This window comes from Allobosea sp., assembly GCF_035999205.1.
Taxonomy (GTDB): Bacteria; Pseudomonadota; Alphaproteobacteria; order Rhizobiales; family Beijerinckiaceae; genus Allobosea.
This window is the reverse complement of the sequence record NZ_DASYHA010000010.1, coordinates 44829-60769: the sequence shown is the minus strand read 5'-3', so window position 1 is coordinate 60769 and position 15941 is coordinate 44829. Positions and strand designations below refer to the sequence as shown.

Below are 15941 nucleotides of genomic sequence, written 5' to 3'. Positions count from 1 at the left end.
CTGAGCCCCCCGCCGACAACTCTGCAGCATCGGCCGGCGCAGGATGCAAAGCGGCCCCGCCGGCACGACCTTGGCAGGCTCGCACCACGCCGGTATCGCTGCGGCATGAACTTCATCAGCGACAACACCGCCGGCGCCAGCCCCAACGTCATGGCCGCCATCGCCGCCGCCAACGACGGAACTGCCTCCGCCTATGGCACGGACCTCTGGACGCAAGGCGCGGAGCGCCGCTTCGCCGAGATCTTCGAGCATGAGGTCGCGGTCTTCCTGGTGACATCGGGCACGGCGGCGAATGCGCTCGCCCTGGCCAGCATCACGCGTCCATGGGGTGCCGTGCTGACCCATGAGGAAAGCCATGTCGCCGACGACGAATGCGGCGCCCCCGAATTCTTCAGCGACGGCGCGAAGCTGATCGGCCTGCCCGGCGCCGGCAACAAGATCCCGCCGGATCTGGTCACGCGGACTCTCGCGCGCTTCCGCGAAGGCGCGCTGCATCAGGTCCAGCCACAGGCGCTCTCGATCACCCAGGCGACCGAATGCGGCACGATCTACTCTCTTGACGAGATCGGCGCCCTGAAAGCGGCCGCCGCACCGCGCGGCCTCGCCGTTCACATGGACGGTGCGCGCTTCGCCAATGCGCTGGTCACGCTCGGCTGCAGCCCAGCCGAGATGACCTGGAAGGCCGGCGTCGACGTGCTCTCCTTCGGCGGCACCAAGAATGGCGCCTGGGCTGCGGAGGCGGTGATCTTCTTCGACCCTGCCAAGGCCGGCGAACTCAAATGGCGCCGCAAGCGCGCCGGCCAGACCCTGTCCAAAGGCCGTCTGATCGGCGCGCAGTTCGACGGCCTGCTGGCGGACGGACACTGGCTCGACCTTGCCCGCCACGCCAATGCCATGGCGGCAAGGCTGGCCAGCGCTGTCGACAAGAGCAGCGAGGCACGCCTGGCCTGGCCCTGTCAGGCCAATGCCGTGTTTCCGATCTTGTCTGCTGCCTTGCAGACGCGGCTGAAGGAGGCGGGCGTCGGCTACCTCCCATGGTCGGAACGGTCTCTTCCGGAAGGGGTGACACTTGCCGAGGGCGAAGTCGTCGGCCGCTTCGTGATGTCTTTTTCGACGCAGGAAGCCCAGGTCGAGCGGCTGGCCGCACTGATCGAGGCCTGAGAAGGCTGGATTCCCTCCCGATTCCAGCCCCAAGCATGCCGCAATCCCTAACGAAGACTGAAACTGGATTTCAGTGCTTGGAAGGGATGACTCTATGGCATTTCGTTCGCCCGCGCCGACGCGCAGCGTGCTGATGGGCCTGGCGGCCGCCGCCGCCCTGGCCGGGACGGCCGGCGCCGCCTCGGCCCAGCCCTATCTCTACGAAGAAGACGTCCCCTATATCGAGCAGCGCTTCGGCCACAGCTATCGCTATGCGGCGCCCCGCCCCCCTGCGCAGATCCCGTACCGCGCCCTGGGCCTCATCGCCGCGCGCGATGTCGGCCTCGCGCGGATCGACCGCACGATCCGGACGGCCTCATCCATTGTCGTCGATGGCCGGACCCGGTCGGGCGCGCGTGTCAGGCTGGTTCTCGACCCTTACACCGGTGACCTTCTCGACGAGATCGTACTCCAGGCGCCGCCCCGCGCCGCGCCGCATGTCGCTCGCGTCGACCCTCGCGAAGAGGCCAGGCCGCCGCAGCCGCGTGCGGTGCCGCGCCCGCCGGAACGACCTCCCTCACTGAAGCCACCGGGCCAGGCGACCGCACCCGCGACCGTGGTTCCGCCGTCCCCGGCAGCACCGCCGCGCGCCGAGCCCGCCCCCGCGCCGGAGAAGCCCCCCGCATCGGCCAGCGCTCCGGCGACCGAGACGCCGCCCTCGCCCGCAGCGCCGCCGCAGGCCGAGCCGGCAGCGCCCGCCGAAAAGCCGCCGGCTGCGGCGAGCGCACCCGCGACCGACATCCCGCCCACCCCCGCGGCGCCGGCTGCGCCGACGCCGGGCCCGAGCGACCCCACGACCGGCGCGGACAAGCCCAGGCTGGTCAATCCCAGCGACGTCCGCGGCACGGAGCCGGCCGAACGCGAGCCGCCGCTGGCCCGCTCCGAGCAGCCCGGAATCCCGGCGCAACTGCCGCCGGTCCAGACTCCAGACGCGACGCCGACGACGCCGAAGCCAGAAACCCCGGCCGTGCCGGTGACGCCGCTGGACTGAGACGCGGGGCCGCAATGGCTCGGAACGCGAAACGACAAAAGGGCGCCCCCGGTCTCCCGGAGGCGCCCTCGTCATTCAGGCGGTTGATGCCGGCGCGTTACGCGGCCTTGGCTTCGAGCACCTTGGCCTTGCCGCCGCTGATCGCAATCTGGCGGGGCTTCTTGGCCTCGGGAATCTCGCGCACGAGATCGATGTGGAGCAGCCCGTTCTCGAGGCTGGCGCCGGTCACCTGTACATAATCGGCGAGCTGGAAACGACGCTCGAAGGCGCGCGCTGCGATGCCCTGATGCAGAACCTCGCGCTTCTCGCCATTGTCGTTGGCCTGTTTCTCACCGCGCACGGTCAGCGCGTTCTCCTTGCTCTCGATCGCAAGGTCGCCCTCGCCGAAGCCAGCGACCGCGATCGTGATGCGGTAGGCGTTCTCGGCGGTCCGCTCGATGTTGTAGGGCGGGTAGCTCGGCGCGGAATCGGCGCTGCCGGCCTGGTCGAGCAGCGAGAACAGGCGGTCGAAGCCGACGGTCGAGCGATAGAGCGGGGAAAGATCGAAGTGACGCATGATGTCCTCCAAAGGAAGCGACGTTTGGTCAGCCCGCCTCGTCATGAGCGCAGGCTTTAGTGAGGTTCGCGCAGCCGGTTCCGGCCTGCGCCACACTGAGTTGGGAAGGTGTTTTCGGCTTTTCAAGAGGCGGTCACGGCGGGCATAAATAAGGCTCGCGCCCAACGGCGGCGGGAACCGCCTGTCGATACGAAAGCCCGGAATGGCCGACGCCGAACTCTTCGTTCATCCCGACTATCCGGTGCCCGGCCATGGCAAGGCCTGGTTCGCGACGACGCGTGACGGCGCGCAACTGCGCTTCGCGAGCTGGCGGCCGACGGTGAAGCCGGTGCGCGGCACGGTCGTCCTCGTCCAGGGCCGGGCCGAGTTCATCGAGCGCTACAGCGAGACCATCGCCGAGCTGCGCCGGCGCGGTTTCCATGTGCTGGCCTTCGATTGGCGCGGGCAGGGCGGCTCGCAGCGCTTCCTCGCGCGCGAGCGCAAGGGCCATGTCGGCCGCCTGCGCCACTACGAGAACGATCTCGCGCTCGCCATGGCCCAGATGCAGGAGAAGCTGCCCGGCCCCTATTTCGTGCTCGCGCATTCGATGGGCGCCGCACTTTGCCTCGACGCCGCGCGCCACGGCGCTCTGCCCGTCTCGCGGCTGGTCGCGCTCGCACCGATGCTGGGCCTGACCATCACCGAGAACCCGAAGGCCGCGAGCCGGCTGGCGAGCCTGCTGTTCTGGCTCGGTTTCGGCCGCGCCTTCATCCCCGGTGGCGGGGATACCGCGATTGCGACCAAGCCCTTCGACGACAACCGGCTGACCGGCGATCCCGATCGCTATGCCCGCAACAGCTCGCTTTCGGCAGCGGCACGCCAGCTCAGCATCGGTGATCCGACCATCGCCTGGGTCCGCAACGCCTTCCGCCTGATGACGCGGCTGAATGCGCCGAACGCAGCGCGCGAGGTCCGGGTGCCGACGCTGGTCATCGCCGCTGGCCGCGACCGCGTCGTCTCGACACCGGCGATCGAACGCTTTGCCGCCCGCCTCAAAACCGGCCAGGCGCTGATCCTGCCGACCGCGCGTCACGAGATCCTGATGGAGATCGACGCGATTAGGGCGCAGTTCTGGGCCGCCTTCGACGCCTTCATTCCCGGCGAGGACGCCAGCCTGAACCCGGAGGGGGCCGCTTCAGCCGGCGAGCAAGGCCAGCGCGGCCTCATGCAACGCCTTGCTGGCAGCGGCGACGACGCGCCCGCCTCCGGCGGCGCTGCCGCCATCCCATGAGGTGACGACGCCGCCGGCGCCCTCGATGATCGGGATCAGCGCGACGATGTCATAGGGCTTCAGCCCGCTCTCGATGACGAGATCGACATGGCCGGACGCCAGCATGCAGTAGGCGTAGCAGTCGCAGCCATAGCGCGCGAGGCGCACCTGGCTCTCGACGCGGCCATAGGCTTCCGCCTCCTCGCCCTTGAACAGCGCCGGCGAGGTCGTCATCAAGGTTGCGGCAGACAGATCCGACACCTGGCGCGTCCGCAGCGTCCTTGCGCCGCCCGGCCCCTCATAGCGCGCCTCGCGCCCGTCGCCCGAATAGCGCTCGCCGGTGAAGGGCTGGTGCATCATGCCGTAGACCGGGGTGCCGTGGCGGGTCAGGCCGATCAGCGTGCCCCAGACCGGGATGCCGGAGATGAAAGCACGGGTGCCGTCGATCGGGTCGAGCACCCAGACATATTCGGAATCGGTGTTCTCATTGCCGAATTCCTCGCCGAGCACGCCATGAGCCGGGAAGCTGCGCTGGATCAGATGGCGCATGATCGTCTCGCCGGCGCGGTCCGCCTCGGTCACGGGATCGAACACGCCACCGACCGATTTGTCCTCCATCGCGTGATGGGCCCGGAAGAACGGCAGGATGGCCTGGCCGGACTGGGTCGCAAGCTCCGCGACGAAGGCTCCGAAATCCACCGCACTCATGTCTGCCCCTTACGCTTACGCGGCGTGGTGCCGCGCCGCCGCTTTGCATCGTCACGTCCCTGATGGGCAGGTCGTTCCGGAAAGGCAAGTCGCCCTCGATAGCGGGGCGACCTAACGGCACTCGACTTCGTCATGCGATGGACGCATGCCCCATGCGACACCTGCTTGTTCGAAATTTTGGTCAGGCCACTTGCTTTTTCGCACTGCACCGTCATATTGTGCACTGCGAAGGGGCGATCACCTCAAGCCTTCGTTGCCCTCCTTGGGCGTTTCCTCCCTAGACTTGGGCCGCCACGCAAGTGTGCGGCCCTTTTTTCTGGGTTGCCACGGCAACTTGGGCGACCGGCGATCCGCCAAGGGAGTTTGGATCAAGGGGCCGATGCCCCGCCTATTCGGCCGCCTGCCGGAACTCATCGAGCCAGCCGCTCCAACGCGCGAAGCAATCCGCCATGGCCGATGCGATCACCTGCTCGAGCGCGGCGAAGCCGTCATGCGGCAGTAGCGTCGCCTCATCCATGTAGAGCGCCCGGTTGATCTCGATCTGCAGCGTGTGGACGCCAGAACTCGGCGCGCCATAATGCTCGGTGATGAAGCCGCCTGCATAGGGCCGGTTGCGGGTCACGCTCAGGCCGAGCCGGCTGAAGGCGGCCTCGGCGATGTCGGTGATGTAGGCCGCGGCGCTGGTACCGAAGCGATCCCCCAGGATGACGTCCGGCTTGGCCGGCCCGTCGCGATCCAGCCCATTCGACGGCATCGAATGGGCATCGACCAGGATGCAGGTGCCGAAAGCGCGCTGCGTGCGCTGCACGAGGTCGCGCAGGCCGGCGTGATAAGGCCGGTAGAGCCCGTCGATTCGCCCGAGCGCCTCCTCCACCGGAATGCGCCCGAAATAGATCTCATGCGCGTCGCCGACGACGCGCGGGATCGTGCCGAGCCCGCCGGCGACCCGCATCGAGCGCGTATTGGCGAAAGGCGGCAGGCGGCCGTCGAACATGCGCGGGTCGAGCTCATAGGGCTCGCGGTTGACGTCCAGATAAGCGCGCGGGAACTCGGCGACCAGCAGCGGCGCGCCCAGCGAGACGCTGCGCGCGAAAAGCTGGTCGACATAGGCATCCTCGGAGCGGCGCAGCGAGCGCAGCGGCAACCTCGCCCGGTCGACGAAGCTGCGCGGATAGCGCCGTCCGGCATGCGGCACGTCGACCACCACCGGCACGACATGCAGCGCCGGCTGGTACAGCGTGAACGGCCGCTCGATCTCGGCGACGACGTCCTCGGGACCAGGCAGGAAGGGGGCTGGAAAAGCGCTCATGCCCGCCAACACAAGCACACAAAGCGGCGGGGTTGAAGCGCAGCGCACGCGCAGCCGCCATCGCCGGTGGATTCACGCGTTGTTTACCATAGTGGTGCCTTATAGAAGCGTAGGGTTCCACGCACGGGGATGGGCCGATAACCCTGCCGGCGCCGGCCCTGGAATCAGGCGCGGGCGCCAGAGAACGAGACAAGGGTCGCCTGGCCGCGCCCCTCATCTGTGACGACAGGCCTTACGGGGACGGACATTCAGGCCCATGACCAAGATACTTCTCGCCGAAGACGACAACGACATGCGCCGTTTCCTGGTCAAGGCCCTGCAGAATGCGGGCTACGACGTGGCGTCCTTCGACAACGGGCTTTCGGCGTATAACCGCCTGCGCGAAGAGCCCTTCGAGCTGCTGCTGACCGACATCGTCATGCCCGAGATGGACGGCATCGAGCTGGCGCGGCGCGCGACCGAGCTCGATCCCGACATCAAGGTGATGTTCATCACCGGCTTTGCCGCCGTGGCCCTGAACCCCGATTCGCAGACGCCGAAAGACGCGAAGGTCCTCTCCAAGCCCTTCCACCTGCGCGAGCTGGTGAACGAGGTCGAAAAACTCCTTGCCGCCTGAGGCTTGTGCACAGGCGCTGCTCGTACAGAGATTTTCTCGCGAAGCGCCTTGCAAGCCATGAAGCGAGCGGCTATAGCCGCACACCTCGCAACATGGTCAGCCCGAAACGGCGCGCCATGTTCCGGCCGCCGCGACGACATCCCGACGCGGCAGACGGGCGCGTAGCTCAGCGGGAGAGCACTACGTTGACATCGTAGGGGTCACAGGTTCGATCCCTGTCGCGCCCACCATTTTCGAAGCCCCGGAGACTGCTGGCAAAAGCGGTCTCCGGGGTTTTCGTTTCTGGCCATGCCGGCGAGCCTATTCGAGGACCTCGTCGGCGCTGGCGAGCAGGCTTGGCGGAACGGCGATGTCGAGTGCTCTGGCCGTCTTGAGATTGATGACCATCCGAAACTTGGTCGCGAGCTGGATCGGCAGGTCGCCCGCCCGCTCGCCCCGGACGATTCGATCGACATACCCCGCAGCCTGCCGGAACAGCTCGGGAATATCGGCGCCATAGAACATCAGCGCGCCCGCCTCGACGAATGTCGGCCATTCCGAGATCACCGCGACCTTCAGCTCGGCGCAGTTCCGGATGATCTCGTCCTTGAGGCTGACCGTCAGGAAGTCGGTGATCACGATCACCGCATCGCCACCACGGCTCTTCAAGTTCCGCAGATGCTCGGCGACATCGCCCGGCAAGGCCGAGCGCAGGCCGAGCCTTAGGGCTTCGAACCCCTGTGCCCGGGCCGCCGCCTCGGTCTGGCCGCCCCATTCGCGAAATACGGGATCGGCGACATTGTGCAGGATACCGAGCATGGAGGATCGCGGCAGGATCTCGCGCAGCGCCTCGATCCGCTTCGCCGACAACGCCTCCCCGAAATAGGAGAATCCGGTCACGCGGCCACCGGGTTTCGCGAGGCTTGCGAACAGGCCCTGATCGCTGGGAACCGGCGGCAGGCCGAGCGCGACGATCGGGATCTGCGTCGCACGATGAATCGCCCGCGCCGCCGCCGGCCCCGGCGCCACGAAGACATCGACCGGGCGAAGCGCCATCTCGTCGATGAAGCGCCCCGCCAGCCCGAGATCGCCGGCAGCATGGCGGCTTTCCAGCAGGATCGTCCGCCCTTCGACGTGCCCCCGCTCTTGCAGGCCTCGCCGGAGCGCCGCGATCAGCGGGCGGTCGGCCGGCTCCGTCGCAAGGCCGAGAAAGCCCACGGCAGGCGGCCTGCTCCTCGTCTGTGCCAGGCTGCGCGGAATCGTGGCTAGGCCGGCGGCAAGAGCAAGGAGATTCCGCCTCTGCATGCGACAACCTCGCTCAGCTCAGCCTGCGAAGAGCCTACTCTCCTGACGTCAACGCTGCCACAGGAGGCGAATCAGCGCCGACAAACCTCAAAAGCGCTTGCGGCGCCGGTCCGCCAGCACGGCCATGGCCGCGTTGCGCCCCGGTGCCCCGGTGACGCCGCCGCCCGGATGGGCGCCCGAGCCGCAGAGGTAGAGCCCCGGCACGGGCATGCGGTAGTCGCCATGGCCGAGCACCGGCCGCGCCGAGAAGAGCTGGTCGAGCGTCAGCCGGCCATGGAAGATGTCGCCACCAACGAGCCCGAAGCGCGCCTCGAGATCGGCGGGCCCGAGCGCCAACCGCCCGATGACCGAGGCCTTGAAGCCCGGCGCATACCGATCGACCGTCTCGATCATCAGGTCGGCGACGCTCTCGCGACAATCCTCCCAGGCGAGGCCGTTCGGCAGCTCCGGCGCGACATGCTGGCAGAACAGGCTCGCGACATGCTGGCCCGGCGGGGCGAGCGTATCGTCCAGCGTCGAGGGGATCAGCATCTCGACGATCGGCTCGCGCGACCAGCCATCGAGCCGTGCCTGCGCATGGGCGCGGTCCATATAGGCGAGGCTGGGTGCAATGATGATGCCGGCTGTGAGATGGTCGCCCGCTTCGGGCAGGCTGGCAAAGCGCGGCAGTTCGGAGAGCGCGACGTTCATCCGGAAGGTGCCGGAGCCCGAGGCGTAGCGGCCGATGCGTTCGGCGAAATCAGCCGGCACGGCCGCGGCATCGACCTTGGAGAAGAGCAGGCGTGGATGCAGGTTGGAGACGACCGCCCGCGCCCGCACCACGTCGCCGGCCTCCGTCACAGCGCCGACGGCCCGGCCGCGCTCGGTCAGCACCTCGGCGACGGGCGCGTCGAGCCTGATCTCGACGCCAGCCTCCGCGCAGGCCTTCGCCATCGCCTGCGTGATCGCTCCCATGCCACCGATGGCATGGCCCCAGGCACCTTTGCGGCCATTCACCTCGCCGAAGACATGGTGCAGCAGCACATAGGCCGAGCCTGGCGTGTAGGGGCTGGCATAGTTGCCGACGACGGAATCGAAGCCGAACAACGCCTTGACCGGATCGCTCTCGAACCAGCCGTCGAGCCAGTCGCCGGCCGATTTCGTGAAGAGGTCCATCACGTCGCGGCGGCCGGTGGTGTCGAGCCCGCCGAGGCGCCGGCCGAGGCGCCCGGCCTCGATCAGCTCCGGCAACGCCGCCCGCCAGCCGGCATCCGTCAGATTGGGCGGGGCGCGCAAGACCAGCTCGCGCAGCACCGTGGCCACCGTCTCGAGCCGATCCTCATAGGCGGCGAGCCGCTCGGCATCCCGGGTCGAGAACTTGGCGACCTCCGTGGCGGTTCGTCCCGGCCCGGCGGCGAGGTATTGCCCATCCGGCAGCGGCAGGAAATTACCCAGCCGACGCTCGACGATGCGCAGGCCATGGCGCGCCAGTTCCATCTCCCGGATGATCTCGGGCCTGAGCAGGCTCACGGTGTAGCTTGCCGTCGAGTTCCGGAAACCCGGATGGAATTCCTCCGTCACCGCCGCGCCACCGACGACATGGCGACGCTCCAGCACCGTGACCTTGAGGCCGGCGCGGGCAAGGTGAAAGGCGCAGACGAGCCCGTTATGCCCGGCACCGAGAATGACAATGTCCGCTTCGCTGGTCGCCATGTTCCGCCTGTCCGATTCGCCGCACTGTGCTGACCGAGGCGCGCTACGGCAATCACCACATCGCCGGCAATATCAGGCATCGCCAATATCTATTTGCCCCCTTCCCCGCCGCCGCTCGATAGTTACCGCCTCTGCCACTCACGGCCCGGCGAAAGCGCGGCGGTGGCCCCGTTTCAGAACGCACAGAAGACGAGTCCCATGGAACAGCCAGTCAAAGCCCGCATCGACATGGATCGCTTCTGGGCGACGATCGAGCGCTCGGGAGAGATCGGCCCGGGCCGGCCCGGCGGCCTGTCGCGGCTGGCCGCGTCCGATGCCGACAGGGAAGTGCGCGACCAGTTCGTCGCCTGGTGCCGAGAGGCGGGGCTCACGATCCGGGTCGACGGCATGGGCAACATCTTCGCCCGCCGCCCGGGGCGCGACGACAGCCTGCCGCCGGTGGTGATGGGCAGCCATCTCGACACCCAGTTCAACGGCGGCCGCTTCGACGGCATCCTCGGCGTGCTCGGCGGGCTCGAGGTCTGCCGCGCGCTGGATGCGATCGGCCATCGCACCCGCAGGCCGATCGAGGTGGTCAACTGGACCAATGAGGAAGGTGCCCGCTTCTCGCCACCGATGGTCGGCTCCGGCGCCTTCGTCGGCGCCTATGCGCTCGACTGGGCGCAGGGCCGGCGCGACGAGGACGGCAAATCGATCGGCGAGGAGCTCGCCCGCATCGGCTATCTCGGCGCGATGGAGGACAAGCCGCACGCCTTCGACGCCTATTTCGAGCTGCATATCGAGCAGGGGCCGATCCTCGACCGCGAGGGCATGCAGGTCGGCGTCGTCACCGGCGGCTTTCCCTCCACCGGCATGCTGATCGAGTTCAAGGGCGAGACCGCCCATACTGGCCCCTGGCCGATGGAGCGGCGCAAGAACGCGCTGATCGCCGGCGCACGCTTCCTCGTCGCGGTCGACGATCTCGGCTGGACCCATGCCGGCACGGGCGGCAAGGCGACGGCTGCGCGCCTCGTCGCCTGGCCGAACAAGCCCGGCATCCTCTCCGACTGGGCCCAGGCCGTCGGCGATGTCCGCCACCCCGACCCGACGACCTCGGCCGTCATGGCCGAGGCGATGCGCCGCGCCGCCTTCGAGGCAGCAGCCAAGGCCGATTGCGGCGTCGAGATCCTCGATGTCTGGCAGTGGGGCGGGCGCATCTTCGCGCCGGAGCTGATCGACCAGGTCCGTGCGATCGCGACGGAACGCGGCTACCGCCACATGGACATCCTCAGCCAGGCCGGGCACGACGCCTATTTCGTCGCCCGCCATGCGCCGACGACGATGATCTTCACGCCCTGCAAGGGCGGCGTCACCCATAACAATGGCGAATTCTGCTCGCGCGACGATCTCGAGCCGGGCCTCGACGTCCTGCTGCAGTCCGTGCTCGCCAGGGCCGACCGGCAGGGTTAGAATAGGTGACGGCGAAGGCCGGGTACGTCGCTGGAGCAGCCCTCCGGCGCGGCATTGCCGGCTGACGATAATTTACGCCCTCCCCCCGATGACGGCGCGCTTTCCTTGCGCTAGGATCGCGCTTCCCGGTCACTCATCCTTGAAGCTCCATGTTCGATCGTCGCAAGCCTCCTGCCGCTCAGCCCTTCGTCACGCACGAAAATATCGAAGCCAAGGTCAAATGGTTCGACCCCGAGAAAGGGTTCGGCTTCGCATCGCCGGCCGACGGCTCGGGCGATGTCTTCCTCCACATCTCCGCGATCGGCCCGCTCGATCAGCAGGACCTTCAGCCGGGGGCGACGATCATCGCCGATCTCGGCGAGGGACGCCGCGGCCTCCAGGTCGTCGCGGTTCATGAGATCGACGCCTCGACCGCGACGCCGGCGGCGCCGCGTGCGCCCCGCGCTCCCCGCGACGATTTCGGCGGCGGCTACAATGATCGCGGCGACCGCGGTGGCTATGGCGGCGACCGAGGCGGCTACGGCGGCGGCGGATATTCCGATCGTGGCGACCGCGGTGGCTACGGCGGCGGTGGCGGTGGCTATTCCGACCGCGGCGATCGTGGCGGCTTCGGTAGCCGTGACAGCGGCCCGATGGAAGGCCCCTTCGACGGCGCCGTGAAGTTCTTCAACTCGGAGCGCGGCTTCGGCTTCATCGCTCCGGACCAGGGCGGGCCGGACGTGTTCCTGCACGTCTCCTCCCTCAGCCGCAGCGGCCTGCAGCCGCCGATGGACGGGCAGCGTATCCGCTTCTCGATCCGCGCCGGCAAGAAGGGCCCGGAAGCGGCGAACGTCAGCTTCCTCTGAAGCCCGGACGAAACGAAATCAGGCCCGCCGGTTCACGCCGGCGAGCCTTTTTCTTTGGGCATCGCCCCGTGTGTCACACGCCCTCGACGATGCGGATATCTCGTTCCGCCCCATTGCCGAGCAGGGCCAGGGCCTCCTGATAGGCGGGGCTGTCGTGCACCCGTTGTGCGTGCTCGACACTGTCGAATTCGATGACGACCGTCCTTTGCTGCAATCCGGCCTCGTAGGTCACGGACGGCAAGCCTCGCACCAAGATGCGGCCGCCCCCTGCCGTGATCGCAGGCCCGCTCAGCTTCGCGTAGGCCGCCAGCGCGTCCTGATCGCTCACCGATCGATAGGCCGCAACCCAATATGCTTTTGCCATGTCAAACCCTGCGATGAGAGAAAGGGCTCGTTCGGAGCGCGGAATTGACCGAGCGGAAGCAGCATGTCCCTCGATGCGCTGGCCAGCAAGCGAAAGTCTCGATCGGCACGAGAGCGCGCCGGCCAAGGCCATGACCTACGCCGCCCGCCAGGATCTTGCTCTCGGCAGGCACTTCCTCTGGAAGGAAGCGCGACGCCATCGTCGCCCACTATGCCCCCGCCGGCCGGCTTGATAGACGCCCAAACCGCCGAGGCGTACCATCGCGCATTGTGCTGCACTCTAGTGATGGCTTGGCCAATGGGCGAAGAACATGTGCCACGCCGCCTCGCCGCAATCCTCGCCGCCGACGTCGTCAGCTACACGCGCCTGATGGAAGCCGATGAGCAGGGCACGCTGGCCCGGCTCAAATCCCTGCACCGCGACGTGCTGCAACCCGAGGCCGGGCGGCATGGCGGCCGTATCTTCAAGACGATCGGCGACGGTGTCCTGATCGAGTTCGCCAGCGCGGTCGACGCCGTCAGAGGCGCGATCGAGATCCAGCGTTCGCTTGCCTTGCCTGGCGAGGGGATCGCCGCGAAGCAGCGGCTTGCACTGCGGATCGGCATCAGCCTCGGCGACGTCATCGTTGAAGGCGACGACCTCTACGGAAACGGTGTCAATGTCGCCGTCCGCATGCAGACCCTGGCTGCACCGGGCGGCATCTGCATCTCCGGCAATGTCCATGAACATCTCGGCAATGCGCTCGACATCGCTTTCGACGACCTTGGAGAACAGGCCGTCAAGAACCTGGACCGGCCGATCAGGTGCTACCGGGTCAGCGACGCCGCCTTGAAGCCGGGGGATCGGATCGTCGCGGCCCCGGCTCTGCCGGACGAGCCCTCGATCGCCGTCCTGCCTTTCGACAATCTGAGCGGCGCCGCGGAACAGGACTATTTCGCCGACGGGATAACCGAGGACATCATCACCGCCCTTTCCCGGCTGCGCTGGCTCTTCGTGATCGCGCGCAACTCCACCTTCTCCTACAAGGGGCGGGGTGTGGATGTCCGCCAGGTCGCCCGCGAACTCGGGGTCCGATACGTCCTCGAAGGCAGCGTCAGAGCCGCGGGACAGCGGATCCGGATCACCGGTCAGCTGATCGACGCACAAAGCGGCAAGCACCTCTGGGCCGAGAAATACGATCGCGATCTGACCGACGTCTTCGTGGTTCAGGACGAAATCACCAATGTCGTCGTCGCCACGATCGAGCCTCACCTCTACGCGGCGGAAGGCGCGCGGGCTGCCGGCAAGACGCCGGGAAACATCGACGCCTGGGGACTGGCCGTCCGCGCAATGGGCCTGATCAACAAGGTCGGGCGCCGCCAGAACGACGAGGCCCAGACGCTCCTGCGACAGGCCATCTCCCTGGATCCCGGCTACGCGCGAGCCCATGCCCTGCTGGGCTGGGCGATCTGGTGGGCGTCGCTTTGCTACTGGGTGCCCGAGACCAGGGAAGGTTACGCGCAGGCCGCACGTCACGCCGAAGTGGGCCTGACCTGCGATCCGGGCGATCCGTGGGCGCGGATGACATTCGGCCTGTGCCTGAGCACCGCAGGCCAGCACGAGCGAGCCCTGGCGGAACTGCGCGCAGCCCTCGAACTGAATCCGAGCTTTGCGCTGGGACGATCCGCCTATGGCTGGGGCTTGCTGCGCTCGGGCCGCTATGACGATGCGGTCGCGGAGACCGGCAAGGCCATCCGCATGAGCCCGCTCGACAGCTTTGCGGGAATCTACACGGCGATCCATGGCCTGGCCCTTCTCGGGGCGCGGCGGTTCGAGGAGGCGCTGCCTCACCTTCGTCGATCGGTCGCGGCCTTCACCGAGTACTCAGGGCACTACAACACCTTGATCAGCTGTTGCGGCCATCTCGGCCTGATCGAGGAGGCACAGGAGTTCATTGCGGCCCGGGCTCGCGTCGGGCCGCCGCTGCGTCTCTCGGTGCTCCGCCAGAACCTCGGGAAATTCGCGCATTGCGAGGTGTTCGTCGAAGGGCTGAAGAAGGCCGGCGTGCCCGAATGAAGCGTCGGCCACCGTCCAGACAGCCCTGCGCCTTGCGGTTCGGGCGCTCCGCCGCCCGCTCTAGACGCGCTCCAGCGCCCGGTGCGGCAGCGCCGGCAGCGTGACCGCGATGGCATCGCCCGCCGCGATGTCACCGCCCTGCAGCACGACGCCCATGATGCCGGCCTTGCGGACGAGCCGGCCTTGCTCGTCACGTCCGAGCACGGCCTTGAGCAGACCAGGGCGGAACGCCTCGATCTGGGCGCATGGATTGCGCAACCCGGTGATCTCGACCAGCGCCTCCGCACCCAGCCGCAGGCGCGCGCCGACCGGCAGCCCGAGCAGGTCGATCCCGCGCGTCAGCACGTTCTCGCCCATCTGCCCCGGCGCGACCTCGAAACCGGCAGCGTTCAGTTCGTCGAGCAGTTCGGCATGCAGCAGATGGACTTGGCGAAGGTTGGGTTGGGTCGGATCGACCGCGACGCGCGAGCGGTGCTTCACCGTCTCGCCGCAATGCCCGTCACCCTCGACGCCAAGGCCCTTCAGCAGACGGATCGAGCCCTGCACCGGCTTGCTGAAGCGATGCCCGGGGGCCCCGCTCACCGTGATCACCGTCGCCATCGTCACCACGTCTCACATCCGGCCGGTCAGCATAGCCGGCTTCTGGCACGAATACGGCACGCTGGCGAGACGCCCATATGACAAAGCCGGCTCCGCGAACGGAACCGGCTTCGCTGAGTGCACCGCAATCGGGCGTGACGTCAGTGGCCCTCGTCGAGCCCGCCCACATGCTTCTGGGTATAGAGTTCGAGGCCGATCCGCCCGATCAGATCGAGCTGAGTCTCGAGGAAGTCGATATGCCCTTCCTCGTCAGCCATGAGATCCTTGAAGAGCTGCTCGGACGGATAGTCGCCGACCTCGCGGGCGTAGCTGGCAGCTTCCTGGTAGAGTGCGCGCGCCTCGATCTCCGCCTTGAGGTCGCATTCGATGACCTCCTTGACGTTCTCGCCGATTCGGAGCGCGTCGAGGGTCTGCAGGTTCGGGAAGCCTTCGAGGAACAGGATGCGATCGACGAAGCGGTCGGCGTGGACCATCTCCTCGATCGACTCCTTCTTCCAGGTCTTGGCCATCTCCTTCAGGCCCCAGTTGTCCAGCATGCGGTAGTGCAGCCAGTACTGGTTGATGGCGGTGAGTTCCGAGCGAAGCCCCTTGTTGAGATATTCGATGACCTTCTTGTCGCCCTTCATGACATCGCTCCCGACCAACACATTAGAATGATACTAATGTATGGCACGGGTTTACGGAAGGAAAGCGAAAAGAGGTCGTCCAGCCGAGATATTCGGCAGCCCTCAGGCGACGGCCAGCTCGTCGTCGATGGCGAGCCCGTCCAGCATCTGGCCGACGGAGACATGGACCGCGCATTCGATGTCGCGGCTGGCGCATGAACCGCACTGCGTCATGCAGGCGGCGCGCGCCTCTGCCAGGATGGCGCGGACTTCGCGCGCGCAACGTCCGCAATCCGGGCTGCAGCCGAGGCAGTCATAGGCCTCGCCGGCCGTCCTCGGGCCGGAGCCGTCAGGGGCGATGGTGCCCTTGATCTGGGAGCAGGACAGGACGTTGCAGGAACAGACGATCACGTCGGAA

General features: G+C 67.6%; 16 protein-coding genes and 1 tRNA gene. 8 read left to right on the top strand and 9 right to left on the bottom strand.

Features of this window, described 5'->3' with window-relative positions; all coding sequences use genetic code 11:
* Positions 1-105: 105 nt before the first annotated feature.
* Together VGN82_RS02310 and VGN82_RS02305 are read left to right on the top strand one after the other, a co-directional pair.
* A complete protein-coding gene (locus VGN82_RS02310; protein ID WP_327525366.1) occupies positions 106-1161 on the top strand; it encodes a threonine aldolase family protein in 1056 nt (351 codons plus the stop codon).
* 94 nt (positions 1162-1255) lie between these two features.
* Positions 1256-2191: a hypothetical protein gene (locus tag VGN82_RS02305; protein WP_327525365.1), complete on the top strand. Its 936-nt coding sequence runs from the start codon at positions 1256-1258 to the stop codon at positions 2189-2191.
* A gap of 97 nt (positions 2192-2288) precedes the next feature.
* Here the strand turns inward: VGN82_RS02305 and VGN82_RS02300 are convergent, their stop codons facing one another.
* The gene (locus VGN82_RS02300; protein WP_327525364.1) at positions 2289-2747 is read right to left on the bottom strand and encodes an Hsp20 family protein; all 459 of its coding nucleotides are present in this window, start codon (positions 2745-2747) and stop codon (positions 2289-2291) included.
* 202 nt (positions 2748-2949) lie between these two features.
* Between VGN82_RS02300 and VGN82_RS02295 the strand changes: the two genes are divergently transcribed.
* Positions 2950-4017 (top strand): alpha/beta hydrolase, encoded by a 1068-nt coding sequence (locus tag VGN82_RS02295; RefSeq protein ID WP_327525363.1) that lies wholly within the window; start codon positions 2950-2952, stop codon positions 4015-4017.
* Here VGN82_RS02295 and hisN read toward each other — a convergent pair.
* Together hisN and VGN82_RS02285 are read right to left on the bottom strand one after the other, a co-directional pair.
* Positions 3922-4704: a histidinol-phosphatase gene (gene hisN / locus VGN82_RS02290; protein WP_327525362.1), complete on the bottom strand. Its 783-nt coding sequence runs from the start codon at positions 4702-4704 to the stop codon at positions 3922-3924. The genes VGN82_RS02295 and hisN overlap by 96 nt on opposite strands.
* A gap of 388 nt (positions 4705-5092) precedes the next feature.
* Positions 5093-6013 carry an N-formylglutamate amidohydrolase gene (locus VGN82_RS02285; protein ID WP_327525361.1) on the bottom strand — a complete coding sequence of 307 codons (921 nt, stop codon included), beginning with the start codon at positions 6011-6013 and terminating at the stop codon, positions 5093-5095.
* A gap of 256 nt (positions 6014-6269) precedes the next feature.
* Here VGN82_RS02285 and cpdR point away from each other — a divergent pair, with 256 nt between their 5' ends.
* Positions 6270-6629: a cell cycle two-component system response regulator CpdR gene (gene cpdR / locus VGN82_RS02280; protein ID WP_038363805.1), complete on the top strand. Its 360-nt coding sequence runs from the start codon at positions 6270-6272 to the stop codon at positions 6627-6629.
* 155 nt (positions 6630-6784) lie between these two features.
* A tRNA-Val gene (locus VGN82_RS02275) sits at positions 6785-6859 on the top strand.
* A 70-nt stretch (positions 6860-6929) separates the two neighbouring features.
* On the opposite strand, the gene VGN82_RS02270 is transcribed toward VGN82_RS02275, so the two are convergent.
* Both VGN82_RS02270 and VGN82_RS02265 read right to left on the bottom strand, forming a co-directional pair.
* Positions 6930-7826 carry an ABC transporter substrate-binding protein gene (locus VGN82_RS02270; RefSeq protein WP_327525360.1) on the bottom strand — a complete coding sequence of 299 codons (897 nt, stop codon included), beginning with the start codon at positions 7824-7826 and terminating at the stop codon, positions 6930-6932.
* A gap of 174 nt (positions 7827-8000) precedes the next feature.
* The gene (locus VGN82_RS02265; RefSeq protein WP_327525359.1) at positions 8001-9605 is read right to left on the bottom strand and encodes a phytoene desaturase family protein; all 1605 of its coding nucleotides are present in this window, start codon (positions 9603-9605) and stop codon (positions 8001-8003) included.
* 198 nt (positions 9606-9803) lie between these two features.
* Here VGN82_RS02265 and VGN82_RS02260 point away from each other — a divergent pair, with 198 nt between their 5' ends.
* Together VGN82_RS02260 and VGN82_RS02255 are read left to right on the top strand one after the other, a co-directional pair.
* Positions 9804-11054, top strand: coding sequence for a Zn-dependent hydrolase (locus VGN82_RS02260; RefSeq protein ID WP_327525358.1), 1251 nt, complete (start codon positions 9804-9806; stop codon positions 11052-11054).
* A 149-nt stretch (positions 11055-11203) separates the two neighbouring features.
* Positions 11204-11899 (top strand): cold-shock protein, encoded by a 696-nt coding sequence (locus VGN82_RS02255; RefSeq protein ID WP_327525357.1) that lies wholly within the window; start codon positions 11204-11206, stop codon positions 11897-11899.
* Between the two features lie 73 nt (positions 11900-11972).
* Here the strand turns inward: VGN82_RS02255 and VGN82_RS02250 are convergent, their stop codons facing one another.
* On the bottom strand, positions 11973-12263 hold the full coding sequence (locus VGN82_RS02250) for a DUF1330 domain-containing protein (RefSeq protein WP_327525356.1): 291 nt from the start codon (positions 12261-12263) through the stop codon (positions 11973-11975).
* Positions 12264-12560: 297 nt separating this feature from the next.
* Here VGN82_RS02250 and VGN82_RS02245 point away from each other — a divergent pair, with 297 nt between their 5' ends.
* On the top strand, positions 12561-14318 hold the full coding sequence (locus VGN82_RS02245; RefSeq protein WP_327525355.1) for an adenylate/guanylate cyclase domain-containing protein: 1758 nt from the start codon (positions 12561-12563) through the stop codon (positions 14316-14318).
* Positions 14319-14378: 60 nt separating this feature from the next.
* On the opposite strand, the gene VGN82_RS02240 is transcribed toward VGN82_RS02245, so the two are convergent.
* The 3 genes from VGN82_RS02240 to VGN82_RS02230 all read right to left on the bottom strand — a co-directional run bounded on the left by VGN82_RS02240 (position 14379) and on the right by VGN82_RS02230 (position 15934).
* Positions 14379-14918: an MOSC domain-containing protein gene (locus tag VGN82_RS02240; protein ID WP_327525377.1), complete on the bottom strand. Its 540-nt coding sequence runs from the start codon at positions 14916-14918 to the stop codon at positions 14379-14381.
* 140 nt (positions 14919-15058) lie between these two features.
* Entirely contained in the window at positions 15059-15544 is a 486-nt protein-coding gene (gene bfr / locus VGN82_RS02235) for a bacterioferritin (protein WP_327525354.1), read from the bottom strand.
* Between the two features lie 102 nt (positions 15545-15646).
* A complete protein-coding gene (locus tag VGN82_RS02230) occupies positions 15647-15934 on the bottom strand; it encodes a (2Fe-2S)-binding protein (protein ID WP_327525353.1) in 288 nt (95 codons plus the stop codon).
* Between the last annotated feature and the right edge of the window lie 7 nt (positions 15935-15941).

Coding starts and splice junctions, on each gene's coding strand:
- VGN82_RS02265 (WP_327525359.1), bottom strand. CDS start 9,605: ATGGCGACCAGCGAAGCGGACATTGTCATTCTCGGTGCCGGGCATAAC.
- bfr (WP_327525354.1), bottom strand. CDS start 15,544: ATGAAGGGCGACAAGAAGGTCATCGAATATCTCAACAAGGGGCTTCGC.
- VGN82_RS02310 (WP_327525366.1), top strand. CDS start 106: ATGAACTTCATCAGCGACAACACCGCCGGCGCCAGCCCCAACGTCATG.
- VGN82_RS02240 (WP_327525377.1), bottom strand. CDS start 14,918: ATGGCGACGGTGATCACGGTGAGCGGGGCCCCCGGGCATCGCTTCAGC.
- VGN82_RS02285 (WP_327525361.1), bottom strand. CDS start 6,013: ATGAGCGCTTTTCCAGCCCCCTTCCTGCCTGGTCCCGAGGACGTCGTC.
- VGN82_RS02295 (WP_327525363.1), top strand. CDS start 2,950: ATGGCCGACGCCGAACTCTTCGTTCATCCCGACTATCCGGTGCCCGGC.
- VGN82_RS02305 (WP_327525365.1), top strand. CDS start 1,256: ATGGCATTTCGTTCGCCCGCGCCGACGCGCAGCGTGCTGATGGGCCTG.
- cpdR (WP_038363805.1), top strand. CDS start 6,270: ATGACCAAGATACTTCTCGCCGAAGACGACAACGACATGCGCCGTTTC.
- VGN82_RS02260 (WP_327525358.1), top strand. CDS start 9,804: ATGGAACAGCCAGTCAAAGCCCGCATCGACATGGATCGCTTCTGGGCG.
- VGN82_RS02250 (WP_327525356.1), bottom strand. CDS start 12,263: ATGGCAAAAGCATATTGGGTTGCGGCCTATCGATCGGTGAGCGATCAG.
- VGN82_RS02245 (WP_327525355.1), top strand. CDS start 12,561: ATGGGCGAAGAACATGTGCCACGCCGCCTCGCCGCAATCCTCGCCGCC.
- VGN82_RS02255 (WP_327525357.1), top strand. CDS start 11,204: ATGTTCGATCGTCGCAAGCCTCCTGCCGCTCAGCCCTTCGTCACGCAC.
- hisN (WP_327525362.1), bottom strand. CDS start 4,704: ATGAGTGCGGTGGATTTCGGAGCCTTCGTCGCGGAGCTTGCGACCCAG.
- VGN82_RS02300 (WP_327525364.1), bottom strand. CDS start 2,747: ATGCGTCACTTCGATCTTTCCCCGCTCTATCGCTCGACCGTCGGCTTC.